Here is a 23,932-nt window from a genome sequence, read left to right on the forward strand (position 1 = left end):
GCAGCAAAGAAAAAGTATATAATAATTTCTTATCATACTTTTTGAAGTACATAAATTAAACTGGAATATTCAGTTGAACCTGATGCGGACATATTGGATCTCATTCCTTGAATAAAAGCATTGATATAGGCAGTAGGCCCTGAATTCTTATACCTCTCACTAAGTAAGGATACATAAAATGAGTCATATTTCATTGGAACAACACGTTCAATAATGAAACCGGTTTTATCAGCCAACTTGTGAATACTCTGTTGTGAAAAGTGGTAGAGATGTCTCGGCACGTCATAACCAGCCCAGTATTCCTTGTAATGGACGGCATCTTTACTCTTGTAGTTAGGTACAGCGATGAGTAATGTTCCTTTAGAGGAAAGAAGACTGTGTAGCCTTTGAAATTGAGTTACCGGTTTAGGGAGATGTTCCAGGACATGCCATAGAGTAATGATATCAAATGCAGACTCCTTTATATCAGATAGAGATGCATAAATAGGAATCTGGATTAATTCCTGCGCAACCTGTCTTGCGCCAGTATTAATCTCGACACCTGAAACATGGTAGCCGTTTGTCTGCGCTGTTTTAAGAAAGTATCCGGTTCCGCATCCAACATCGAGTAAGCTGCCCGCTGAATGATAGGAACCGATGAGGTCGAGTTTGTTATTTACCTGCACATCTCTGATAAATTTATAGAGTGCTGTGATAAGATTTTTTTTGGTAAACTGGTGTGAGAGATAATCCTCGGAATCATAATACCGCGATATATCTTCGGGGACAGGATAAGTTGTTAGCATATCGCAATGGATGCAATGAAGTAAATCGAACTCCTCCTTACTAAGAAAATGATCTCTTACGGTAAGATAATGCTGCAGTGATTGATTTCCACATGCCTGACAAATCATATCAGATTTTTTCATCTTCCAATATGTACCATAATGATGGAGATATCTGCCGGTGACACTCCTGATATACGCGACGCCTGACCAATGGTTTCAGGTCTGATTTTCTTGAGTTTCTCCCGGCCTTCGGAAGATAAGGATGAGATAAGATCATAATCAAAATTATCTTTGATTCTGAGATTATCGAGTGATAGCATTTTATCGGCAAGGCTTTCCTCTTTTTTAATGTAGCTGTCATACTTCGTTTGAATCTCAATCTGGTCGAGTATGTCTTCTGGAAATGACGAGAAAGCCTGGTTTAAATCGCCTGAAATTTCCCGCAGTTGTGAAAATGAAAGTTCAGGCCTCTTAAGTAGCTGTACGGCTGGCATCTTCTGGGAGATGGGAGCACTGTTGAAGTTGATAAGTTTATCATTTATGGAAGGATCAACGCGCAGCATCTCCAATTGATCTGTAGCACGAAGGATGGATGCTTTACGCTCGAGCGTGCGCTGATAACGTTTCTCATCAGCAAGGCCAATTTCATGACCCAGATGCGTTAGCCGAAGGTCGGCATTATCCTGGCGAAGTAGGATCCTGAATTCAGCCCGTGATGTAAACATCCGGTATGGCTCATTAGTTCCCTTATTTATTAGATCATCAATAAGAACGCCAATATAGGCCTCAGATCGTTTCAAGGTAAATACGGGAAGGTCTTTGATCTTACGATGGGCATTAATACCAGCCATTAACCCCTGGCATGCAGCTTCTTCATAACCGGTTGTACCATTAATTTGGCCTGCAAAAAAGAGATTTTCCACAAGTTTAGTTTCAAGGGACAATTGTAATTGCGTAGGGGGAAAGTAATCATATTCGATCGCATATCCTGGCCGGAACATTTTAGCATTTTCAAAACCCGGTATTTTCTGAAGGGCCTGGTACTGAACATCCTCAGGCAAAGAGGTAGAAAAACCATTAACATATATTTCTACTGTATTCCAACCTTCTGGTTCAACGAATATCTGATGTCGGTCCCTCTCGGCGAATCTGTTGATTTTATCTTCTATCGAAGGGCAATACCGGGGACCTACTCCTTGTATACGACCATTGAACATGGGCGACTTATCGAAACCTGTCTCAAGTATTGAATGAACTTCAGGGTTTGTGTATGTAATATAACATGATCGCTGTTCCGTTAAGGGTGCTGTATCAGAAAAGGAAAACTTGCCGGGTATGTCATCACCCTTTTGTTCTTCCATTTTACTATAGTCAAGTGAGCGTCCGTCGACACGTGGGGGAGTGCCCGTCTTCATTCTACCGGATTCAAAGCCCAGTGATACCAGTTGTTCAGTTATTCCTTTTGATGCGCGTTCCGCACTTCGGCCTCCGCCAAACTGTTTTTCACCTATATGAATAATACCGTTTAAAAAAGTACCATTTGTGAGAACCACAGCCTTTGCCGGTATTTCATGTCCCATGGCTGTAACCACACCAGTAACCTTACCATTTTTAGTAGTGATGCCCGTAGCCATTTCCTGCCAGAAATCAACACCAGGAGTTCTTTCCAGTGCTAATCGCCACTCTTCAGCGAATCGCATTCGATCATTTTGAGTTCGCGGGCTCCACATTGCAGGTCCCTTAGACCGGTTAAGCATACGAAACTGGATCATAGATTTATCGGAAATAATTCCCGACATACCCCCAAGCGCATCTATTTCCCGTACAATTTGTCCTTTAGCCACACCTCCCATAGCCGGATTACACGACATCTGGGCAATAGTGTTCATGTTCATTGTTACCAAAAGCACGGATGATCCCATTCTGGCAGCCGCATGAGCCGCTTCACAACCGGCATGTCCGCCGCCTACAACCACTACATCATATTCCCTGAACATATGTTATTATTATAAGTGTTCCACGTGGAACATCAATGAATCATTTTTCTGAAAAGTTCCACGTGGAACTATTTCAACGCAAAGATAGGCAAGCGTCCTCTTTTTTGCGCATGTTTAATTTATCTGTTTCCAACTTGTCGGAATAGCCACAAAGATGAAGTAATCCGTGAATCATTACCCGGTCCAGTTCGTCGGTGAATTCAAGGCCCTGGTCTATCGCGTTTTCGTGTACGCGGTCAATACTTATGAATATATCGGCAGTAACCGGATCTGTGTTCGTATCCCTGAGGTCAAAAGTGATTATGTCGGTAAGTGTATCGTGGTTGAGATACTCAAGGTTGAGTGAATGCAGAAAGGAGTCACTGCAAAAAATATAATTCAGGTCTTCAATGGAGTTTCCTTCACTTTCTGCGATACGCATAATCCACTCGCTGTGTTTAACAGGGTTGTTAAGTTCAAATTCTATATCCTCGCTGAAATAGGAAATCAAGGCCTTAGCTCATATAAAAGTCCAACTCCACCACTTTCCCATTGTCCTTAAACGACACCTGATCACACAGGTTTTTCATCAGGAATATGCCGCGACCGCCGGGTTTGGTTAGGTTTTCAGGCGACGTGGGGTCCGGAAGAGTGGAATAATCAAATCCGTTACCCTGATCCTGTACCGTAAACTTGATCCTGTGATCAAGTATTTGCAGAGTAAGCGCTACGTTTTTATTTGTGTCATTCCCGTTTCCGTGAACGATGGCATTATTTACAGCTTCAGTTACGGCGATCATTATGTTTCCATAAATGTCATCTTCGAGCTGAAACTCTTCCTTTGCATTATCAATAAAACTTTCGATCATACGAATGTTCTCAGGTAAAGAAGGAATTTCAATTTTTATAGCCTTCATGTAATTTCTTAGTTGCCGGTATCACCCAGTCTTTTAAAATATTCGTTAACTTCTTTTTTATAATAGGGGAATAGTTTTGGGGGCAAAGTTCGTAATAATTCTATTTCCTGTTCACGCAGTTTGAAATAATCTTCAAACGCCTTCGGTTTGATATTCTCGTAGTCCTTTGCGGTTTCCCCTTTACGTTGTTCGTCTTTATCCTGTTCCCTCAGTGCGTCTTCAGATTCGAGCATTCGTGTAAGAATATCCCGTTGACGCTGGATCATTTCTTCAGTTAATTGTTTATTAACCAGATCAGTTTCCGTTTCCTCCATTTTCTCCGGAAGGCCCTGTCCGGGTTCCTTTCCTTTGTTTCCTTCATTATCCATCATAAACTGCCGCTGCATTTCCTGGAAGGCCTGCCTGATCCGTTCCTGTTCTGCAGCAAGTCGGGCCAGTTCTTCTGAAAGTTCCCGTCCTGATTTACCGCTGTTTTTGAGATCCTGTATCTGTTGATTGAGTTGCTGCTGCAATTCTGAGAGCGAGGGCATGGGTTGTTTCTGACCGGGTTTGCCACCCTGACCGCTCGGATTGGCCATTGCATCCTGCATTTGTTCCATCACATCATCAAGTAATAAGGCAAGGTTATTCATAGCTGTCATAGCAAATTGCTGTTCAGAGGCAGCATTTGGCTTTTTCCGCTCTTTGATGCCCTCAAGACTTTTATCAAGATGGTAATTCATATTTTCCACTTCGCGTGTGACAAATGCCTGGAGCTGAAATACACGCTGCGCAAGGGCCAAAAGACTGTCTTCTACGACCTGTGCATCATCTCTGATTTTTAATTGTTCCTGTCCGAGCGTTACGAACCGGGGATCACTCTGCTGCACATCTTTAAACTCTTCGATTAACTCTTCCTGATCAAATGATAACGTAAGCAAATTGTGCATGATGTCACGAAGATCATCCATGTTTTCCATCATAACATCCATTTCCATTGAAGACTGCATCTCTTCCATCTTCTGCTTCATTTGCTTCATTTTCTGAACGGCCTTTTGCTGAGATTGCTGCGAGCTCTTCTTATTATTCTGCTCCAGGGATTCCTTGCTCTTCTGCTGTGATTCTGAGATCTCCTGCTGCTCTTCCTCGGTATCAGGTAATGACTGGGGACGGTTTAAATCCTGATTGAGTTCTTCTATTTCTTCTATATCCTCTTTTAATTCTTCAAATTTCTGTTGTAATTCTTCTTGTTCTTTTAATAATTCTTCGTTTTGTCCAGAATCATTATTTTGCTTATCCTGTTGCGCATTCTGATCCTTGTCCTGCTGATCGCCCTCCTGTGACCTATCATCTCCTTTATTTTCCTGTCCGTCTTTGTTTTCAGCATTGTCATCCGGTTCATTTGCTTTTTCGTTGAAATCCTTTTCCCCGGCTTCCTTTTCAGTTTTCTTCAGCAATTCCTCCTGTTCGCGCAGCTGTTCCGTTAATTTTTCAAGCCCCTCCTGTGTCTTTTGTTCAAGCTTCAGTCTTTTGAAAAGTTCAAGTGTCCGCTCCAGCTCTTTCGAGAGATTACTTTCTTTCCGATTTAGTTCACTAAGATTTTGTCTGAATTCATCGATGTTCCGCTGTTCTTCGAGTAGCCGTTGCAATTCCTCATAAAGCTTTTTGGTTTCTTCATCCAGCAATTCATCCATCAACTTCTGTAATTGCTCTGCTTTTTCCTTTATCTGTTCGTTCTGGTCTTTATTGAATCGATCGCGTTGTGAAAGAGACTCCTTGTTTTGTTCCTGTAATTGTTCAATCGCCTGTTCCAGCTCACGCCTTTTTTGAAGAAGCTCCTTCATGAACATTTCATCCTGAAAATTGAGTTCCCGTTTTCCCTTGAGACGTTCTTCTGCTTCCTGAACTCTTTTCTCCAGCTCTTCGGCCTTATTGATTGTTTTATCCAGTGTGTTGGAGGTTTTTTCGGCTATTCGCTCCAATTCTTCATCAATTTCTTCGGCTCCGGGAATCCGCCATACAAACACGGGTGATTTTTGGGATTTCATTCCATTAACGCCGTCATTATCCCATACCCGAACATAAAACTCCAGTTCTGTTCCCGGTATACGATCCAGGGAATCCAGATCCCACTGATAATAGAATCGCTGATTGGGAACATCCGATACCGGAATAGGATCCCTCCTGAATTCTCCTGCAGCACTTTCTGTACGGTTTCGGTGGTAAAGCATCAATTGCCGTATTCCGTGATCATCCGATACATCACCACGGAAGGCAACGAAATCATACCGCAAAGTATCTTTGTAAACGTCAACTGCTATCTGAGGAAACTCATCGGTTAAAACCTCTGCCTCAAAAACAATAGGATCGCGGTTTGTACCATAAGTATTGCTCAGAAAAATTTTATACGCATGTGATTCTCGCAAATCCCGGGTGAATGTAAAGACATTTGAATTACTCTCAATATTCGAAGCAGGAATCACCTCGTCTCCAAAATATATGGAGAGGCTGTCGGTTGTCTGGGTATTGAACATCCAGGTGACTTTTGTGCCTTCCGGAACGCGTAAATTACCTGCATTTTCACGACGTTCGTTTTTACGGTTTAAATAGGGCGGATAGGTGAGCGTTACGTCGAAACCTAATAGATCCGGCCGGTCAACCACATCAATTTCATTGGAGGAGGATGTAAATCCGGCTGCTTCAATGGCAAACTGCCTGTCTGACTGGATTTTCCGGTAGGTATACCGGTATGTTCCCGAAGCGTCGGGAAACAATTTAATCCTTCGGTCTTTATCGATCAGATATGCATGATCAGGAATATTCTGGCCTTCGAGCCGGAATGCCAGCTCGAAATCTTCATTTCTGAAGGCGCGCAGCAAGTTATTTTCAATCGTGAATGCAAATGGAGCCTCGGGAACGAATTCTTGTGTGAAGCGAAGAATCCGGTTCGTACTATCCGGAATGAGTGAAGGACTGATGATGGCAACGGCTATCAACACCACTGCTGGAACAACTGCATACTTCACATAGGGTTTATTCTTTGAAAAATCTACTGCCTCTGTAAACTGCAGCCCCTTTACACCTTCAAGTTTCTGAAGTATACCTGCTTCAGCAAGTTCCCGGGAGCCATTGGCCTGCTGTTGCAACTGTAGCAGGTTCAATAATTTATCGCCAACTCCCGGGAAATACTTCCCTATCCGTGACGCAGCTTCTGTTTCGCTCATTCCGGATTTTAAGCCGGACAATACGAGGGCAGGGGTGCCCAGATATTTTACGCACACGAAAATGAATGTGCCAATTAATCCAAAAAGTAATATTCCACGAATTACGGAACTGAAATGGAATAATGCTTCCAGTAAAATCACAAACACAAAAATGCTCAGCAGAATACCAGCGCCCAGCATCAAACCCTGCAACAGCAAACGATAGTAATACCGTCGTTTATATTGCTGGATTTTCTGATTTATATGTGTATTGCGTGGTTCCATCCCGGGTATTTCTAATACGTAAAATCAGAATTCTTTGTTCCGATCATCCTCTGCATCCACTTGTATGCCATATTCTTCCTTAAAATAATCAATTACGTGGAGTTTAAGTAATTTTTCCTGTTCCAACAGATCGAAATGGGGAAGTGGTTTAACCAGTTTCCAGTGTGGCCAGCCTTCTTCGTCGAGTCCCTCGAGCTCGTAAAAGCCTGATGCACTGAGAATCCGGCAAATGGCAATGTGCATCAGATCCTGTTTCTGCTCCTTGCTGAAATGGTGTTTTCCCTTGCCCAATTCCTGAACGCCGATAAGAAAAAGCACGCTGTTTAAATCTCCCGGTCGCTTGCCGATCATGGTTTTTAACGCATCCAGCAATTTTTGCCAGCTTCTTTCCAGGCTCAGGTCTTTTTTAATCATGATTTCTCCAGCTCGTTCCAGTATTCAACAGCTCTTCTCAGATGAGGAATAACAATTGTTCCCCCGACAATGTTGGCAACGGCAAATGCTTCAAAGATCTGGTCTTTGCTGAATCCCATTTCATGACATTTTCCAAGGTGATATTTCACACAATCGTCGCAACGTAATACCATCGATGCTACCAGGCCCATCAATTCCTTGGTTTCACTGCTCAGGGCACCGTCTGCATATGTATTTGTATCCAGGTTGAATAATCTTTTTATAACCTTATTATCCGCGGATAAAATTTCCTCATTCATCCGTTGACGGTATCCGTTGAATTCTTCTACTTGATTACTCATATGTTTTTAACAAATATATCAAATAAGCAACGAATGCTCTCCGATATTGTTTCGGTGATTTTTCCCCGGCATTGTTCCGCATGCGGCCGGTATCTCAGGACGGAAGAAGAGGTGTTATGTCTGCATTGCCGAACCGAATTAAGACCGCCATCTGCGCTTATACTCAAAGCATTCACTGAAAAATTCTGGTTTCCTCTTTCGGCATACTATGTTCACTGGCAATTTATTAATGACGGAAAAGTTCAGCGGATCATTCATGCCATAAAATATGAAGGACGGGTTGATCTTTGCCGGAAAATCGGAAATGATGTGGGCGGGAGGATCACCGGCATGAGCGGAGAGCTTGTTCCGGTACCCCAGCATGCAGCAAGACGAAGGGTGCGTGGTTTTAACCAGGCAGAAATTATGGCAAGAGGCATAGCAGAGACTTCCGGCCACAAAGTCAATACCGAAATACTCAAAAGAAACGGCCCGAGGCAATCTCAAACCAAAAGGTCACGGATTGGAAGATTGAGGGCTCTTGAAAAAGGAATTCATCTGTCAGGCAGACCGGTACCTTCGGGCGTAATCCTGGTAGATGATGTGGTAACGACCGGTGCCACGCTTCAGACCTGTGCCGAGCGTCTCTTTGAAGCCGGCGTAACCCGCCTGGGTATTATTGCTATGGCAACGGTATAAAAAAAATCCCCCTCCTTTAAAGGGAGAGGGATTTTCTCAGGTATAAATATTATAATTAATAATTCGAGCCAGCGCGGATCATTGCACAACGGAATCCGATAGTTGCCGTTGATGAATCCTGATCCAAATATCTTCTGGTTCCGGGAGATAACCAATAAGCCACATCTTTCCAGCTACCGCCTTTATAAACCCGGGCTTTATCGGTGATCAGTGAAGTAAATCCTTCAGGATTTGTTTCCTCATCACTGTTATAATATACTTCTCCGGTAACAGGGTTTACCGTTTCATCCATGTATCCATCACGACGGATCGGGTTAAGATCATCGAAATCCTGGAAAGACATCGGACGGTAAACATCCAGTACCCACTCACTTACGTTTCCAGCCATGTTATACAGCCCGAAATCGTTAGGAGGAAATTCATAAATATATGAAGTGATAAGTGCACCATCATTTAGTTTTCCGGCGATACCGGCATAGTCACCACGACCACGCTTGAAGTTCGCAAGGAAATATCCCATTTCTTTTCCATAAGGATTACGCAACGCGTGACCATCCCAAGGATAAATGCGCTGATGTGTCTGGTTTTCATCGAGCCACTGAGTTCCGATCAGGGCAGTCGCCGCATATTCCCATTCTGCTTCAGAAGGCAGACGGTAATTAGGCAATACAACTCCTGATTCCAATGGAATACGGCCGTCTGTTTCTGCATATTCTTCACCAGCATCTTCTGCCAGTTTCATATTAACAGCTCTTGTACGCCATTCAGAGTAATTGTTCGCCTGAACCCAGCTTACCCCAACTACAGGGAAATAACGGAAACCTGGATAACGGAGATAGTGATCCGTATACGGGTCGTTATAAGCTAAGCGCTCCTCCCATACCGTGGTATCCGGAAGTGCGGCTAGATATACTTCGCGCGATGAATCTGAAACATTCAAATAGTGGAGATATTCCAACCAGTGAATATTCGCGATTTCGGTTTCGTCCATATAAAAAGAAGCGACCGAAACAGTTCTTTCGATGTTATCGCGTCTGTTCATCACATCTTCTTCGTAGGATCCTACAACAGCCCGTCCACCTTCGATAAATACGAGGTTGGGCCCTTCGGGCTGACCACTATATGGATTTACCATAAATCCATTGTTGTCTTCATCATTGTAAGCTAGTCCAGTAGCTGTACTCACCGCACCCGGGTGAACACTAGTCGGTCGACTTTTCCCTCCCACAAAACAAGAAGAGAGGATGACAGAACTACCTACAACTAAAAAAGCACCTTTTAAAAAGCTGGCAGTAAATTTCATACCTGTTTTGTTTATTTAAAAAAATTTAATTCTCGTTAAAAAAGCTTTACCGTCGGTATTTTTGATCTAACGGAAAGCCAAAATAGTATTTCTAATTCAGAATTGTCATACCACGTAACAAAATATGTGTTTTTGAACGCTTTTTGACGTTAATAGCCCCGGATCACCTTATTTTCAGGCCTTTGGGGCAATGTTATAACTTAAAAAATTAAAAAATATTATATCGCTCATGTAAACTTCGCCGGAGCGAGGTCTTATATTAACCATTGAATGGTTTTTTAAACCGCATATTCAATCTGTGAACGTTGATTACAGGATTTCTTTTAATCTTGTAGTAACCTATATTCGGTTAACCGACCAGAGGTAACTCCTATGCAGGTATTAACACATATAAAAAGAGAAAAGTTGTACTGGCTGTCCCAGATATTTGGCTGGGGAGGCTTTTTCATTATACAAACGGCTGTCGCCGCATATTTTGTTTCCTTTAGCTGGCAGGTTATTGCGGGTTATGCAAATGTGACCCTGGTAGGTTTTATACTTACGCATATATACAGGGGTTATATCAAACGGAAGCAATGGCTGAATTTGTCTCTTACTAACCTGGCTGTTCGGATATCGCTTGCATCTGTGCTGATCGCAATGCTGTGGGCGGTTATTGTTCTGCCAATCAATTCCTATTATTTTCCCGTTGAGGAAGATAAACCGCTCACCCTTGGTATTGTGCTGGTCATAACCATGAACCTATCCATAGTGGTTCTGTCATGGTCCATGATCTATTTTATTTTCCAGCTCTTTGTAAACTATAAGCAGAGCGAAGTGGAGAAGTGGCAACTGGAGGCAGCAGTGAAGGATGCCGAACTGATTGCATTGAAATCCCAGGTTAATCCGCACTTTATTTTTAACAGTCTGAATAATATCCGATCGCTGGTTATTGAGAACCCCGAGAAAGCGCGAGATATGATCACCCACCTTTCGGGATTACTTCGTTACAGCATTCAGTTTAATAATAAGGAACGCGTAAGTCTGGAGGATGAACTTGAGATCGTCCAGAATTACCTGAACCTGGAGTCAATCCAGTTTGAGGACCGCCTGCAATATAAACTGGAGATCAAACCGGAGACCCTGGAGATGATGATTCCGCCAATGGCGATTCAGTTACTGGTAGAAAATGCGATCAAACATGGCATTTCAAATTTACCGGAGGGAGGCCTTATTAATATTAAATCAAGTCTTAACAAGGATCACCTGATCGTAGAAGTCATTAATACAGGTCAGCTTAAGGAAGGGATACAGGGCACCGGTATTGGATTAAGGAATGCTTCCGACAGATTGAAGTTACTTTTTGGTAAATTGTCTGACCTAACAATTAAAAACATGGACGATCGGTTTGTGTCGGCCTCATTCTCCATACCCTTAAATAAATAAGAACATGAAAGCTCTTGTTGTTGATGATTCTCGATTAGCCCGCAATGAACTGAAACGCCTTCTGAAGGATTTCGATAATGTTCAGGTGGTTGGTGAGGCGGCAAATGCTTTGGAGGCTATAGAAAAGATTGAGACGGATAAACCGGATTTGATTTTTCTAGACATTCAGATGCCAGGGAAAAATGGATTTGAATTACTGGAAGAGCTGGATGCTACACCGGATGTTATTTTTACCACCGCCTATGATGAGTATGCCATCAAGGCGTTTGAATTCAATGCACTTGATTATCTTTTGAAGCCTGTGCAAAAGGACCGGTTGGCAGGGGCTATCAACAAGGTCGTTGAAAGGAAGGACAAACAGGAATCCTTTGAAGGGGAACGAATGGGAATAGATGACCAGGTTTTTGTGAAAGATGGCGACCGTTGCTGGTTTGTACAGTTGTCAAATGTCCGGTTATTTGAAGTCGACGGAAATTATACTAAGATATACTTTGAAGACCAGCGACCAATGATACCCCGCACACTTAACTACCTTGAAACCCGGCTGGATCCCAAAACCTTCTTCCGCGCGAACCGTCAGCAGATCATCAATCTCAAATGGGTTGATCGTATAGAGCCGTGGTTCAGCGGGAGCATTAAAATCTATATGAAAGGTGGCCATGAAGTAGATGTTAGCAGGCGCCAGACCCAGCGGTTTAAGGAATTAATGAGCTTTTAACGTCTTATTTTAAGACTGTTTTTCCCAATTTGGGAAAGATTCATCATCCAAAACCCTCCAAAAATGCAAGAAGTGTGGTTTTCACCCGTTGGCACGGAATTGTCAATACTCCGTGCAAACACTTTTTGTATGATTACTATTGACGACTTTCAGACTTTACCTTTCGAACGGCAATGTGACTACGTGTCGATTTTTGGAGATTATCTCGCACATCGAAGCGATGGAGGGTTAAAATTTTATTTGTACCACATGGAAGGATTTTACGTTGAGGTGACCTATTCCCCGCCGCATAAACGGGTGATCGGGATTTTTGCATTTCATGAGATCATGGAACTCACGCCCTATCTTGATGATATCGACGTGAATATATCATTTCTGAGCAACTGATTCCACACCTTTCATGTCGGCCAGGATCTGAATAGCCTCTTCGACTTCCTCTACCTCATCGACCATCAGGATTAACCTGCCGCGAGTATCCTTAATCCTGCATTTTTTCGGATGTTGCTGAATATACGAGAGCACCGCTCCGAAAATATCCGATTTAAAATAATCCTCATTGTCGGAAGACAGAAAATACCCTTTTATTTTTTGATTTTTTAGCGTCAATTTTTCGAAACCCAAATCCTCAGCGAGCCATCTCAATCGTACCGTTTCTGCCAGGTGCTTTACAGAATCCGGGATCGGACCGAATCGATCTTTCAGGGATGTCATGAAGGAAGTAAGTTCAGCTTCATCCTTAAGATTGTCCAGAGTGGAATACAGACTTAGCCGTTCAGATATATTATCAACATACCTGTCGGGTATGATCAATTCCATGTCTGTTTCAATAGTACAGTCGGGGACCAGGTGACGGGCAGATTCGCTCAACTCCTTCGCAAAAAGGTCCTTGAATTGCGTTTCCTTCAATTCCTGAACTGCTTCATCCAGGATTTTATGATACATTTCAAAGCCAATATCGGTAATGAACCCACTTTGTTCTGCGCCCAGGAGATTTCCTGCTCCGCGAATATCCAGGTCACGCATGGCCACTTTGAAACCGTCGCCCAACTCCGAAAACTCCTCCAGTGTTGCAAGCCTTTTTCGTGAATCGGAAGAAAGGCCTATCGAAGGAGGCGTCAGCAGATAACAAAATGCTTTCTTATTGCTTCTGCCTACCCGGCCGCGCATTTGATGCAGATCTGAGAGCCCGAACATATGTGCCTGATTGATAATGATCGTATTGGCATTGGGAATATCCAGCCCGGATTCAATAATATTGGTAGAAACCAACACATCGAATTCACCTTCGATAAAGCGGACCATCGTTTTTTCGAGCCTGCTTCCGTCCATCTGGCCATGAGCCACCCCGATTCGCGCATCCGGCACCAGGCGCAAAATAATATTTGCCACTTCTTCAATATCATTTACCCGATTATGAACGAAGAATACCTGACCCCCCCGCCGCAGTTCGAAGCTGATTGAATCACGAACAATTTCTTCATTGAATGTATGGACCTCTGTCGTAACTGGCTGCCGGTTTGGCGGGGGAGTGGAGATGACCGATAAATCACGCGCTCCCATTAGTGAAAAATGCAACGTACGCGGGATGGGGGTTGCAGTAAGCGTAAGTGCATCCACATTTACACGCATTTCTTTCAGTTTGTCCTTCACTTTCACGCCAAATTTCTGTTCTTCATCGATCACCATCAGGCCAAGGTCCCTGAATTTCACATCCTTACTTACGATCCGGTGGGTACCGATGAGTATGTTGGTCTCGCCGGAAGCAACTCTTTTCAACGTTTCGCGAATTTCAGCCGTACTTCTGAACCGATTGATATATTCTACGGTCACCGGGAAATTGCGAAGACGTTCCCGGAAAGTGCGGTAGTGTTGCATGGCAAGTATGGTGGTTGGAACCAGAACGGCAACCTGTTTCCCGTCGGTAACGGCTTTGAAAGCTGCACGAATGGCCACTTCTGTTTTACCAAATCCAACGTCGCCGCATACGAGTCGGTCCATCGGATGCTGCTGCTCCATGTCTTCCTTTACATCTGCAGTGGCTTTTGCTTGGTCTGGCGTATCCTCATAAATAAAGGATGATTCAAGCTCGGCCTGAAGAAAACTATCCGGTGTAAAGGCAAATCCCGGGGCGTTTTTACGGCGGGCGTATAGCTCAATAAGGTCCTTGGCAATGTCGGCTACCTTTTTGCGAACCTTCTTTTTCTTGTTCTCCCATTCTGGTGAACCAAGCTTACTGATCGCCGGAGGGATTCCTTCCTTGCCGCTGTATTTTGAAATTTTGTGAAGTGAGTGGATACTTACGTACAACAAATCGTCATCCCGGTATACAAGACGGATGGCCTCCTGCTCTTTACCATTTACTTCCTGTTTTTCAAGACCTGCGAATTTACCGATACCGTAGTCGATATGGGTAACAAAGTCCCCCGGTTGAAGGGTTTTTAATTCACGCAGAGTAAGGGCCTTCGACTTGGAATATTTCTTCTTGACTTTATAGCGGTGAAATCGCTCGAAAAGCTGGTGATCGGTATAACAGGCAATCCTGATATTATGATCAATGAAACCCTGGCGCAAACTGATCAGGAGTTCATGGAAAGCAATCCCCGGACTTACCTCATCAAAAATTCGGCGAAGACGGTCAAGTTGCTTTTCGCTTTCTGCACAGATAATGGTTGAGATGTCCTTTGTCTGGTTTTCCTGCAGGTTATCGGCAAGAAGCTCAAAGTTTTGCTGAAAGGAAGGCTGTGATTCGCTGCTCCATTCAAATACTTTTGGGTTTCTGAAATAAACGCGTTGTCCAAATTCGATTTTTACCAGTCCTTCCAGCTGCTTTAGAAAACTTTCCGTTGTTTCGAATAGGTCTGAAGGCCGCAGAACGATGGGGTCTTTCCCTCCCTGCTCAACGATCTTTTCGAAATCACCCGTGGCTTTTTCGAAGTAAGCCCTGATCACATCAAGTGTCTGTTCCATATCCTTGACCCAGAACTTGGTATTGTTCGGAAGAAAATCCATAAAACCTTGTCTGGATTCCTGAACCAGGCGGGTCTGAATGTTGGGGATGAGGTTGATTTCCTTAACAACATCAACAGAGAGCTGAGATTCGGGATCGAAGGTTCGGATGCTTTCTATCTCATTGCCGAAAAGCTCAATCCGGAATGGCAGATCCTGTGCATAGCTGAATATGTCAATAATGCCCCCGCGAACGGCAAATTGCCCAGCCTCATATACAAAGTCAGTTTTCTCAAAGTCATAAGATAACAGCAATTCACTCAAGAACGGTATATCCACATTCTCTCCCTCCCGCGCGCTGAAGGTATGCTGAAGCAGTGACTTCTTGTTAATTACCTTTTCTGTAAGTGCTTCAGGATAGGTAACAATCAGTTCACCCGACGAGGCTTTGTGATTAATCCTGTTGAGGATCTCGGCCCGCATAAGAACGTTGGCATTTTCGGTTTCCTCAAACTCATATGGCCGTTTGTAACTTGTAGGAAAAAATAAGACCTCTTTGCCGGGCAACAGGTTTTGCAGGTCATTATGAAAATAGGCTGCCTCTTCCTTATCGTGTAATACGATCAGATGATTTTGGTTATTCAACTGATACAGAGATGCAAGTATTACGCTGTCCAGGCTGCCCGCAAAACCTTTCAATAGGACGCATTTATCCTCATTCACCTTGATTTCGGTGGCGATCGACTGTACAAGGCTGTCAGTCTTGTAGAATTTTAGCAGGTCAACTGATTTCACGAAGATGCAAAGTTAGTTAAATCACCAGCAATTGGCATGACATGTCAACAAGGATTCTGCCTGTTGGTTGATTCAGTATGGAATTAATTTGGATATTTTTTCCGCAAGAGACATCCTGAAAGCGCATCGCACCGGACCACCATGCAGAAAGGTTCAGCCAGGAAAATGGCTTCACCGAACCATAGCTGCGAAATCTTCGGTGTAATTCCGATCGAAACATACCGGAATTCTATTTGATTGTTGCTAATTTAAGGCGTCATAATAACGGATAGGAATTACAATTATGGGAGAATCAGAAAAAAGGAAAAAGATTCTGAACACACTGGATTATTACTTCGAGGGGATTTTCAACAATGAAGTTGAGAATATACCTCTTTCAAAGAATGTTACACTTGCTGGTCCCTTTGTTCCGGGAGTTTTAGAGGGCAGGGATGCGGTGCATGAATTTTTAATCGATGTGGCTGCATCATTTTCAAATGCGCAATACCATGCCGAAAAAGATATAATCGACGGCAAGGATGTTTTTTCCCTCATTAAGGTAAGGCTCTCGGGCGGACAGGTCCTGGATATGGGGCACCTTTTTGTTATCAAGAATGGAAAAATACACAGTATTCAAACACTGTTCGACCCCAGAGTAATGCTGGAATGAAAAAACGAACGATTCTGCTTTTTTCGGTCTGTCTTTTATTTGGGTGTAACCCCGAGCCCGCAGAAGACAACAGTACCCCCTTTCTGGATGCAGAAATTCAAAACTTTCAGGTAAATACCAGTATCAGGGCGTTGGAAGTTATAGATGATCGCCACGTTTGGTATGCCGGTGCAGGTGGCAAGTACGGCGTGACAACAGACGGTGGCGTGACCTGGAGGCACGACAGTATTGAAATTGAAGGCACATTTCCGGAGTTCAGGGCAATAGCCTCTACCAGTGACGCGGTTTTTCTTCTCAGTGTTGCTTCTCCGGCGCTGCTTTACCGGTCGGATGATAACGGGCAAAGCTGGCAGCTTGTATACACCGAATCAGGTGAGGGAGTATTTTATGATGCCATGGTATTTATGGATGACATGAATGGTGTAGCCATGGGCGACCCAGTTGACGGCTGCATTTCCGTAATTCTTACCGGGGACGGCGGACAAACATGGTCTAAAATATCTTGTGAAAACCTTCCGCCAGCCGAGGCGGGAGAGGGTGCTTTTGCTGCCAGCAATACAAATATAGCCACATCGGGTTCCCATATCTGGATTGCCACCGGTGGTGGCACCGCACGCATTTATCACAGTGCGGATAAGGGCAAAACCTGGGAGGTTCATCAAACACCTATCATTCAGGGCGGCACCATGACCGGAATATTTACGGTCGACTTTTACGATGAAAATAACGGTATCATATTCGGCGGGGACTGGGAACGAAAAACGATATCCAAATCGAACAAGGCTGTTACCTCAGACGGGGGTAAAACCTGGGAACTAATCTCAGATGGGATTGGTCCGGGATACAGGTCCTGCATCAGATACGTTCCCGGGGCCGGGGGAAGATCCATGATCGCTGTTGGAATTCCGGGAATAGCGTATTCTTTTGATAGCGGAAGACACTGGCAGCTGATATCGGACGAAGATTTCTACACTGTGCGCTTTACGCCTTCAGGCGATGCCGCCTGGCTCGCTGGAAATGGCAAGATCGCCAGGATGACATTAAAAACTTCCGGAGCGCATCTTACAGTTCCCAAAAATGCTCAATAAAAAAGCCCGCAACTGCGGGCTTTTTCAATATAACGAGGGGGCTTATTCCGGCTTTTCAAATGCCAGAATGGGGTATTCGCCCTTCATCCCATATTTCTCCGGGTTCTCCTCTTCCTTTTTATATAACCAGGAAAGAATTTTTTTGCCGAATAACGAATCGTGTATGTAAATCTTCATCCAGTCTACACTCACGGTTCTCCATACTCCAACCGTAAAAGGAATTCCCAGATGCTGCTTCAGTTGTTCGTAGGGGTGCACGTAATAATAAAGTCCGCTCCCTGATCCTTTGACAGCCGTACTTAACTTATTCAGCTTATTCGAAATATAGTTCCAGCCACGCTTTGGTAAAAGCCAGAAGTTCATCCAGGGAGAATATTTATACCATTCATATACCACTGCCCCTTTACCGCCCGGTTTCAGAGCGCGGTACAACTCACGTATGGCATTCATTTGCTCATCCTTTGGGATGTGATATATGGTATTTATAGAAACAAAGCTATCGATGCATCCCTCCTTCACAGGAAGATTGGTCATATCACAAAGCAGGAAAATACCCTTGTCACCGATTTTTTTCCTGGCCTCAGATAATGCCTGGTACGACAGATCCACGCAGACGCGGTATTTATAATTTTCTGAATACTGCAGGTAATCATCAAACTGTATGGGTCCCGAAGCGGCATCCATCAGATATGTTCCTTTCGGATGTACGTATCTTCCGAGACGATTGTGACATTTACTGATATAATCTTTGGAAACCTCCCGAAGGTCTTCAAATATTACTGCGTCTTCATAGTGGCCTTCCTCGTTTTTAGACCACCCCTTCCCGTCATAGAAATCCTTTACCAACTGCTTTTTGTCATGCAGTGACTTGGAATCAATACCTTCTTTTTGAGTAGTAATTGCCATTTCCTTCATGAGGACGGATATCCCATTGATAACCGGATATATGAAAGCACCGTCCAGGCTGATGAACCCTTCATCCAAGGTAAGATTCGCAGGCGAGCCATCGCGGTTCCAGCATTGACCGGCTGTAATTTTTTCGTTGATCTGTTGAATTTCCTCAGAGGATAACTCTCGGAGGTCCTGTTTTGTAATAGGACAGTGAAGGATTGTAATCCAATCTTTTTTCATCCGGGTTGGTTTTGTTTCGTTAAGGGGCTGGGCCGACATAAATTTTGGTTCAAGCTAATTAATGATTTTACCTTATCAAAATATCCGATTCATAGAATTTTGCGATATATATTACCTGTAATGCCGGTTTTGTAACCGCCATAAAGCATTAACTTTCAAAATATTAAAGTCCGAAGTCGATCTTCCACAAGATCAGCCCCGAAGCAGGGGCTATATAATCAAATGGAGCCGCGAGTTTTTCATCCAGGGAAATCGAAAAATCTTCAAGAGAAATGTTGTTCAATCCGACCTGTACCAGCTGGCCCATCATCAGGCGTACCTGATGTCTAAGGAACCCGGCCGATTTGACGTGGAACAGATGACTTTTTTCAGGGAAAAAGTTTCCATTAAACAAATCATTTTCACGAATCTCAGCGTCCAGAATTATCCGGTCGAAATTACTCAGGGCAGATGGTTTGGTTGTATAATTAATAAAGTGATGCGGGCCGCGCAGCATTTGGGCACCTTTCTTCATATGCTCCAAATTCAGTTCACCGGGAAAATATGCCATAAAGGGGGCGCAAAAGGGATGTGCCTTCTCCCCGTCATGAAATAAATATACATACTCCTTGATCTTGGGGGTTTGTATGATATTAAATGAACTGTCTACCCTGCGGATCTTTATCGCGCGAATATCGTTGGGCAGATTTTCATTGAAATTGCCGATGAATTCATTTTCCTTAACAGGCTCATGCAGGTAAAGCTGAAAACCGGAATGAACTGCAGAGACAAGCGCATCTGTCCGGCTGGTTCCAAGGGTTTTAAAATCATTGTGACCCAGCACATATGACAGCGTTCTGTCGATCATATGATGGACGGTTTTTATTCCTGGCTGTTTTGCCCAGCCGTGAAACCTGAATCCGAGATACTGTAATTCGATCAGGTAATTAAAGGGGAAAGTCATCGATCGGCATTCTTTCCGGTAAAGACATTTACACGGGGGTCAATCGGGTTGCCCGAAGCACGCCTGAACGAAACTATTTGTCCAGTATGATAGATCGCATCGGAAAGTGGCCCGTTGATTATATTCCAGAAAGGTAACGAGGCTTCCTGTTCCCCCATTTTAAACATGATTGGAAGTGAGCTGAAGTCGCTGTTTTCTCCCATTTTTTCAGCACAGGCATGTATTAATTCAAGTGTAGCAGCCCTTAGCTCCTCGTATTCCATAGCAGCAGGGTCCTCAGGGCTGATATTCGCCTCACCATTCAATGTATTGTGGATCATCCGTACCAGGCTGAAAATATGCTCCATTGTTTTGAACGTTGATCGTGCCCCTTCCGAAGGAACATAATTGAGATCTTCATTTCGAAGCCCCTCAGTTGCCCAGTAAAAACGATACCCAAGCCCGTCCGTCATCCTTGACAGCACCGTACCTGCGTGATATTCCTCGGGATAGTCAGGGATTTCCTCATAAGGTAAATTCTGGGAAATTGCGGAGTATCCGGCAAGAGATAATATCAATAAAAGGGCAACGGGTTTCATAATGTTCTTTTTTGTAAATTAACAAAATTCTCTTACAACGCGGTAGCCAACGACATCAGCCATGAAAAGACCAACCATACAATCAATACTGAACTTCAATATAGTGAGCTGTATCATCCTGGTCTGTTGCCTGTCATGCGGCGAGTCAAAGGGCCAGGAAGAAGGGATTCTGATTTCTAATGTGAACATAATTGATGTACGAAGCGGAGAAATTTTAGCCAACCGGTACGTGGTTGTTAAGGACACTGAAATTTCGAGCATTTCAACTGAAGAACCAGAGACTGTTTTTACCGAAATCATTGACGGAAATGGTAAATACCTGCTGCCGGGGCTTGCGGAGATGCATGCACATATTCCTTCGCCCGACTGGGGCAGGAAGGATATGGAAGCCACGCTGTTTCTTTACCTTTCCAATGGCGTTACAACCATCCGCGGAATGCTTGGTCATCCTGTTCACCTGGAACTGCGGGAACGTGCAGCTCGAAATGAAATATTAAGCCCGCGAATCTATACGTCAAGCCCTTCACTGAATGGGAATACCGTGCCGACCACTGAGGAGGCAGATAAAAAGGTACGGGAGTACCAGGCTGCCGGCTATGATTTTCTGAAGATTCATCCCGGGATACGGCGAGATGTATTTGACGTTTTGGTTTCAACTGCCAATGAGGTGGGCATCCCTTTTGCAGGTCATGTGCCCGTTGATGTGGGAATCAGGCATGCCCTTGAAAGTAATTATAAATCTGTTGACCATATCGACGGTTTCCTGGAAGGACTGGTTCCTGTTGAGGCGAATGTATCACCGGATGAGAATGGGTTTTTTGGATACAATTTTACCGACCTTGCCGACAGGAATAAAATTACAGAACTGGTTGCCCTGAGCGCGGCACATCAGGTTTGGATAGTTCCAACCCAGAGTTTATTTGACCGGTGGTTTTCACCTGTTGCGCCCGAGGATTATCTCTCAGAGGAGGAAATGCAATACATGCCGGCATCCGTTCTTTCCGCATGGAGAGAGAGCAAGACAAACCTGATAAGTAATCCTGATTACAGTGAAGATAAATGGGAACGTTTCAATTCAATTCGCCGTCAGCTATTGCTTGCTCTTCAGAATAACGGACATGGTTTATTACTTGGCTCCGATGCCCCTCAGGTATTCAATGTACCCGGCTTTTCCATTCATCATGAGATTGAAGGAATGCTGTCGGCAGGCATTACTCCATTGCAGGCTATTCAGGCAGGCACCTTAAACCCTGCTATGTATTTTGGTATGGAAGGAAAATTTGGAGAGATTGTTAGCGGTGCCAGTGCAGATCTGGTTCTCCTTGATGCCAATCCGCTTGAGAATATTGAAAACCTCAGAAATCCCGCTTATGTAATTGTGCGAGGATATTCCCTGTCCAGAGATGAAATTATACAGAAATTGAGCGCAATTGCTGAAAGTGCAAAAAATGAATAGGCTTAAAAATATGTGTATGAGGGCAGGGGTTCCGGTAGTGATTACGCTTACTGCCCTTACCTTCGTAGGTGGGGGAACCCTGGCAGTCAGGAATGGCTTTGAGGATTACAATGAGATCATTCCCGGCACCGACCTTGAGATTGAAATGAAGGCTATTGAGGGAGGAACATTTCTTGCCGGCAGTCCCGATAGTGAGGCAGGAAGAAGACCGGATGAAGGGCCCCTGCATGAGGTGAGAGTTGACGGTTTTTGGATGAGTACGATGGAGATTACCTGGGATGAATTTGAGTTTTTTCTTTATCGAAATCGTGACGATGTTGTTCATCCCCGGCCAGGAGAGATAGAGCTGGATGTGGATGGTGTTTCAGGGGCAACCATGCCCTATGTTAATTTCAATAAGCCCGGGCATCCTGTTGTAAATGTTACACAGTATGCAGCAAGTGTCTTTTGTGAATGGCTCACGGCCAGAACAGGACGCTTTTACAGGCTGCCTACCGAAGCTGAATGGGAATATGCCAGCAGGGCAGGAACAAATACACCCTACTCTTTCGATGATCCTTCGGCCATAGATGAATACGCCTGGTATGCAGAAAACAGTAACGGCACATTCAACAGGGGTGGAATGAAAGAGCCAAATCCATGGGGATTGTATGACATGCATGGTAATGTGGCAGAATGGGTGCTGGATTCATACGACCCTGAATATTACGCAGGCTTACCTTCAGTGGCAGAAAACCCCCTCAATAGAGGAGAAGATCTATATCCGCATGTTGTGCGGGGTGGTTCATGGATGGATGATCCGGATGTGTTGCGATCGGCAGCACGGACCTATTCCGACCCGTCGTGGAAGAAAAGAGATCCTCAATTTCCAAAAAGTTTATGGTGGCATACCGATGCGCTGCATGTTGGCTTTCGGATCGTCCGCCCTGTACAAACGCCTCCTGAATCAGAATGGGAGCGTTTCAGATTACCTCCAATCAACGACTATTAAAAACAGAGTTATGAAAGAAGAAAAGAAACGAAACCCGTCCAGAAGAGAATTTTGTATTGATTCGGCACGAATTGCCGGTGCGGGAATCCTGGCCTCTGCACTTCCGCTGTCGGCCAGTGCCTTCGTGGCTGCAAAGGATGAAATTAAGGTAGCCCTCGTTGGCTGTGGGGGCCGTGGTACCGGTGCTGCGGCTCAGGCAATGGAGGCGGATGAAGGGGTAAGGATCGTTGCCATGGCCGATATTTTTCCTGATCGGCTGGAATCGAGCCGAAAAGGCCTGACGGCAAAGTACGGTGAGTCGGGTAAAATGCAGGTGAAGGATGATTCGGCTTTTGTAGGTTTTGATGGCTATAAAAAGGCAATCGATATGGCCGACGTTGTAATCCTTGCTACTCCTCCCGGCTTCCGCCCTCAACATTTTGAATATGCCGTTGGCAAAGGGAAACATGTCTTCATGGAAAAACCGCTGGCAACAGACGTAGCAGGAATTAAGACAGTCATGGAAGCGGCGAAAGTTGCCCGGAGCAAAAAGCTTAATGTGGTGGTCGGACTACAACGCCATTACCAGCGAAGCTACCGCGAGGTATTGAAGCGTCTTCAGGAAAATGCCGCGGGAGAAATCGTATCCGGGCAGGTATACTGGAACAGTTCCGGGGTTTGGGTGAACCCCAGGAAACCCGAGTATACAGAACTTGAATATCAACTGCGGAACTGGTACTACTTCAACTGGATTTGCGGTGATCACATTCTGGAGCAACACATCCACAATATTGATGTGGCAAACTGGTTCATCGGTGCAAATCCGGTGAGTGCCCAGGGCATGGGCGGCCGGGAAGTTCGCAAAGGGAAGGAGTACGGTCAGATCTTTGATCATCACTTTGTCGAATTCGTGTATCCGGAAGGCCAGGTTATTTCCAGTCAGTGCAGACACCAGCCCGGCTGCATGAACCGTGTGGAAGAAGTCTTCCAGACTACGCAGGGGTCTGTGCTGGTAAATAGTGAGAATACCGGAATTATTCGTTCCCGTGCTGGCGCGAATATCTATGCCCATGAAGGCAGGGATGATATTAACCCATATCAGCAGGAGCATAATGAGCTGTTTGCTTCAGTACGTGCAGGCGCGTATGATCATGATGATACCACCCATGGAATTGACAGTACCATGTCGGCAATACTAGGACGAATGGCTACTTATTCAGGACAGCAAATTTCCTGGGAAGACGCACTTGCGACGAACCTGAAGCTCGTTCCTGATATTCAGAGTTTTAATGATATGGCACCTGTTATGCCAGATGAAAACGGGTTTTATCCCGTTCCGGTACCGGGAGTGAATAAGTATAAGATGTAAT

At 44.4% G+C, this 23,932-nt stretch carries 22 protein-coding genes; 9 read left to right on the forward strand and 13 right to left on the reverse strand.

Features of this window, described 5'->3' with window-relative positions; all coding sequences use genetic code 11:
* Window positions 1–32: 32 nt before the first annotated feature.
* The 7 genes from LDX50_RS26825 to LDX50_RS26855 form a co-directional block, all read right to left on the reverse strand.
* Entirely contained in the window at window positions 33–908 is an 876-nt protein-coding gene (locus LDX50_RS26825) for a class I SAM-dependent methyltransferase (protein ID WP_225699373.1), read from the reverse strand.
* Window positions 905–2,764: a tRNA uridine-5-carboxymethylaminomethyl(34) synthesis enzyme MnmG gene (gene mnmG / locus LDX50_RS26830; protein ID WP_225699374.1), complete on the reverse strand. Its 1,860-nt coding sequence runs from the start codon at window positions 2,762–2,764 to the stop codon at window positions 905–907. Before mnmG ends, LDX50_RS26825 begins: the two co-directional genes overlap by 4 nt.
* A 73-nt stretch (window positions 2,765–2,837) precedes the next feature.
* A complete protein-coding gene (gene ybeY / locus LDX50_RS26835) occupies window positions 2,838–3,254 on the reverse strand; it encodes an rRNA maturation RNase YbeY (protein ID WP_225699375.1) in 417 nt (138 codons plus the stop codon).
* Window positions 3,255–3,258: 4 nt separating this feature from the next.
* Window positions 3,259–3,660: an ATP-binding protein gene (locus LDX50_RS26840; RefSeq protein WP_225699376.1), complete on the reverse strand. Its 402-nt coding sequence runs from the start codon at window positions 3,658–3,660 to the stop codon at window positions 3,259–3,261.
* An 8-nt stretch (window positions 3,661–3,668) separates the two neighbouring features.
* Complete coding sequence (locus LDX50_RS26845; RefSeq protein WP_225699377.1) at window positions 3,669–7,127, reverse strand: coiled-coil domain-containing protein; 3,459 nt, start codon at window positions 7,125–7,127, stop codon at window positions 3,669–3,671.
* A 24-nt stretch (window positions 7,128–7,151) separates the two neighbouring features.
* Window positions 7,152–7,541: a hypothetical protein gene (locus tag LDX50_RS26850; protein WP_225699378.1), complete on the reverse strand. Its 390-nt coding sequence runs from the start codon at window positions 7,539–7,541 to the stop codon at window positions 7,152–7,154.
* The gene (locus tag LDX50_RS26855) at window positions 7,538–7,882 is read right to left on the reverse strand and encodes a carboxymuconolactone decarboxylase family protein (RefSeq protein WP_225699379.1); all 345 of its coding nucleotides are present in this window, start codon (window positions 7,880–7,882) and stop codon (window positions 7,538–7,540) included. The genes LDX50_RS26850 and LDX50_RS26855 overlap by 4 nt, the downstream gene beginning before the upstream one ends.
* A gap of 33 nt (window positions 7,883–7,915) precedes the next feature.
* On the opposite strand from LDX50_RS26855, the gene LDX50_RS26860 reads away from it, so the two are divergent.
* A complete protein-coding gene (locus tag LDX50_RS26860; RefSeq protein WP_225699380.1) occupies window positions 7,916–8,560 on the forward strand; it encodes a ComF family protein in 645 nt (214 codons plus the stop codon).
* 55 nt (window positions 8,561–8,615) lie between these two features.
* On the opposite strand, the gene gldJ is transcribed toward LDX50_RS26860, so the two are convergent.
* Window positions 8,616–9,863: a gliding motility lipoprotein GldJ gene (gldJ, locus tag LDX50_RS26865; protein WP_225699381.1), complete on the reverse strand. Its 1,248-nt coding sequence runs from the start codon at window positions 9,861–9,863 to the stop codon at window positions 8,616–8,618.
* Between the two features lie 372 nt (window positions 9,864–10,235).
* Here gldJ and LDX50_RS26870 point away from each other — a divergent pair, with 372 nt between their 5' ends.
* The 3 genes from LDX50_RS26870 to LDX50_RS26880 all read left to right on the forward strand — a co-directional run bounded on the left by LDX50_RS26870 (window position 10,236) and on the right by LDX50_RS26880 (window position 12,393).
* Window positions 10,236–11,288 carry a sensor histidine kinase gene (locus LDX50_RS26870; protein WP_225699382.1) on the forward strand — a complete coding sequence of 351 codons (1,053 nt, stop codon included), beginning with the start codon at window positions 10,236–10,238 and terminating at the stop codon, window positions 11,286–11,288.
* Between the two features lie 4 nt (window positions 11,289–11,292).
* On the forward strand, window positions 11,293–12,006 hold the full coding sequence (locus LDX50_RS26875; protein ID WP_225699383.1) for a LytR/AlgR family response regulator transcription factor: 714 nt from the start codon (window positions 11,293–11,295) through the stop codon (window positions 12,004–12,006).
* Window positions 12,007–12,135: 129 nt separating this feature from the next.
* The gene (locus LDX50_RS26880) at window positions 12,136–12,393 is read left to right on the forward strand and encodes a hypothetical protein (RefSeq protein WP_225699384.1); all 258 of its coding nucleotides are present in this window, start codon (window positions 12,136–12,138) and stop codon (window positions 12,391–12,393) included.
* Here the strand turns inward: LDX50_RS26880 and mfd are convergent.
* On the reverse strand, window positions 12,376–15,747 hold the full coding sequence (gene mfd, locus LDX50_RS26885) for a transcription-repair coupling factor (RefSeq protein WP_225699385.1): 3,372 nt from the start codon (window positions 15,745–15,747) through the stop codon (window positions 12,376–12,378). The two genes, LDX50_RS26880 and mfd, sit on opposite strands and share 18 nt — an antisense overlap.
* A gap of 16 nt (window positions 15,748–15,763) precedes the next feature.
* Window positions 15,764–15,967: a hypothetical protein gene (locus LDX50_RS26890; RefSeq protein WP_225699386.1), complete on the reverse strand. Its 204-nt coding sequence runs from the start codon at window positions 15,965–15,967 to the stop codon at window positions 15,764–15,766.
* A gap of 63 nt (window positions 15,968–16,030) precedes the next feature.
* Here LDX50_RS26890 and LDX50_RS26895 point away from each other — a divergent pair, with 63 nt between their 5' ends.
* A complete protein-coding gene (locus tag LDX50_RS26895) occupies window positions 16,031–16,396 on the forward strand; it encodes a nuclear transport factor 2 family protein (protein ID WP_225699387.1) in 366 nt (121 codons plus the stop codon).
* Entirely contained in the window at window positions 16,393–17,484 is a 1,092-nt protein-coding gene (locus LDX50_RS26900) for a WD40/YVTN/BNR-like repeat-containing protein (RefSeq protein WP_225699388.1), read from the forward strand. The genes LDX50_RS26895 and LDX50_RS26900 overlap by 4 nt, the downstream gene beginning before the upstream one ends.
* A gap of 42 nt (window positions 17,485–17,526) precedes the next feature.
* Here LDX50_RS26900 and LDX50_RS26905 read toward each other — a convergent pair whose 3' ends face one another.
* The 3 genes from LDX50_RS26905 to LDX50_RS26915 form a co-directional block, all read right to left on the reverse strand.
* Window positions 17,527–18,615 (reverse strand): class I SAM-dependent methyltransferase, encoded by a 1,089-nt coding sequence (locus LDX50_RS26905; RefSeq protein ID WP_225699389.1) that lies wholly within the window; start codon window positions 18,613–18,615, stop codon window positions 17,527–17,529.
* Window positions 18,616–18,778: 163 nt separating this feature from the next.
* Window positions 18,779–19,462, reverse strand: a complete 684-nt coding sequence (locus tag LDX50_RS26910; RefSeq protein ID WP_225699390.1) for a tRNA pseudouridine synthase A — start codon at window positions 19,460–19,462, stop codon at window positions 18,779–18,781.
* A gap of 92 nt (window positions 19,463–19,554) precedes the next feature.
* On the reverse strand, window positions 19,555–20,136 hold the full coding sequence (locus LDX50_RS26915) for a hypothetical protein (RefSeq protein ID WP_225699391.1): 582 nt from the start codon (window positions 20,134–20,136) through the stop codon (window positions 19,555–19,557).
* Between the two features lie 61 nt (window positions 20,137–20,197).
* Between LDX50_RS26915 and LDX50_RS26920 the strand changes: the two genes are divergently transcribed.
* From LDX50_RS26920 to LDX50_RS26930, 3 genes are read left to right on the forward strand one after another with little or no spacing between them, the layout of a single operon-like run.
* Complete coding sequence (locus LDX50_RS26920; RefSeq protein WP_225699392.1) at window positions 20,198–21,592, forward strand: amidohydrolase family protein; 1,395 nt, start codon at window positions 20,198–20,200, stop codon at window positions 21,590–21,592.
* Between the two features lie 16 nt (window positions 21,593–21,608).
* Complete coding sequence (locus tag LDX50_RS26925; protein ID WP_225699393.1) at window positions 21,609–22,583, forward strand: formylglycine-generating enzyme family protein; 975 nt, start codon at window positions 21,609–21,611, stop codon at window positions 22,581–22,583.
* Between the two features lie 10 nt (window positions 22,584–22,593).
* Window positions 22,594–23,931 (forward strand): Gfo/Idh/MocA family protein, encoded by a 1,338-nt coding sequence (locus LDX50_RS26930; RefSeq protein ID WP_225699394.1) that lies wholly within the window; start codon window positions 22,594–22,596, stop codon window positions 23,929–23,931.
* The last annotated feature ends 1 nt before the right edge of the window (window position 23,932 follow it).

The organism is Fulvivirga sedimenti, assembly GCF_020328055.1.

Coding starts and splice junctions, on each gene's coding strand:
- LDX50_RS26825 (WP_225699373.1), bottom strand. CDS start 908: ATGAAAAAATCTGATATGATTTGTCAGGCATGTGGAAATCAATCACTG.
- mnmG (WP_225699374.1), bottom strand. CDS start 2,764: ATGTTCAGGGAATATGATGTAGTGGTTGTAGGCGGCGGACATGCCGGT.
- LDX50_RS26840 (WP_225699376.1), bottom strand. CDS start 3,660: ATGAAGGCTATAAAAATTGAAATTCCTTCTTTACCTGAGAACATTCGT.
- LDX50_RS26845 (WP_225699377.1), bottom strand. CDS start 7,127: ATGGAACCACGCAATACACATATAAATCAGAAAATCCAGCAATATAAA.
- LDX50_RS26850 (WP_225699378.1), bottom strand. CDS start 7,541: ATGATTAAAAAAGACCTGAGCCTGGAAAGAAGCTGGCAAAAATTGCTG.
- LDX50_RS26855 (WP_225699379.1), bottom strand. CDS start 7,882: ATGAGTAATCAAGTAGAAGAATTCAACGGATACCGTCAACGGATGAAT.
- LDX50_RS26860 (WP_225699380.1), top strand. CDS start 7,916: ATGCTCTCCGATATTGTTTCGGTGATTTTTCCCCGGCATTGTTCCGCA.
- gldJ (WP_225699381.1), bottom strand. CDS start 9,863: ATGAAATTTACTGCCAGCTTTTTAAAAGGTGCTTTTTTAGTTGTAGGT.
- LDX50_RS26870 (WP_225699382.1), top strand. CDS start 10,236: ATGCAGGTATTAACACATATAAAAAGAGAAAAGTTGTACTGGCTGTCC.
- LDX50_RS26875 (WP_225699383.1), top strand. CDS start 11,293: ATGAAAGCTCTTGTTGTTGATGATTCTCGATTAGCCCGCAATGAACTG.
- LDX50_RS26880 (WP_225699384.1), top strand. CDS start 12,136: ATGATTACTATTGACGACTTTCAGACTTTACCTTTCGAACGGCAATGT.
- LDX50_RS26890 (WP_225699386.1), bottom strand. CDS start 15,967: ATGTTTCGATCGGAATTACACCGAAGATTTCGCAGCTATGGTTCGGTG.
- LDX50_RS26895 (WP_225699387.1), top strand. CDS start 16,031: ATGGGAGAATCAGAAAAAAGGAAAAAGATTCTGAACACACTGGATTAT.
- LDX50_RS26900 (WP_225699388.1), top strand. CDS start 16,393: ATGAAAAAACGAACGATTCTGCTTTTTTCGGTCTGTCTTTTATTTGGG.
- LDX50_RS26905 (WP_225699389.1), bottom strand. CDS start 18,615: ATGAAAAAAGATTGGATTACAATCCTTCACTGTCCTATTACAAAACAG.
- LDX50_RS26910 (WP_225699390.1), bottom strand. CDS start 19,462: ATGATCGACAGAACGCTGTCATATGTGCTGGGTCACAATGATTTTAAA.
- LDX50_RS26915 (WP_225699391.1), bottom strand. CDS start 20,136: ATGAAACCCGTTGCCCTTTTATTGATATTATCTCTTGCCGGATACTCC.
- LDX50_RS26920 (WP_225699392.1), top strand. CDS start 20,198: ATGAAAAGACCAACCATACAATCAATACTGAACTTCAATATAGTGAGC.
- LDX50_RS26925 (WP_225699393.1), top strand. CDS start 21,609: ATGAGGGCAGGGGTTCCGGTAGTGATTACGCTTACTGCCCTTACCTTC.
- LDX50_RS26930 (WP_225699394.1), top strand. CDS start 22,594: ATGAAAGAAGAAAAGAAACGAAACCCGTCCAGAAGAGAATTTTGTATT.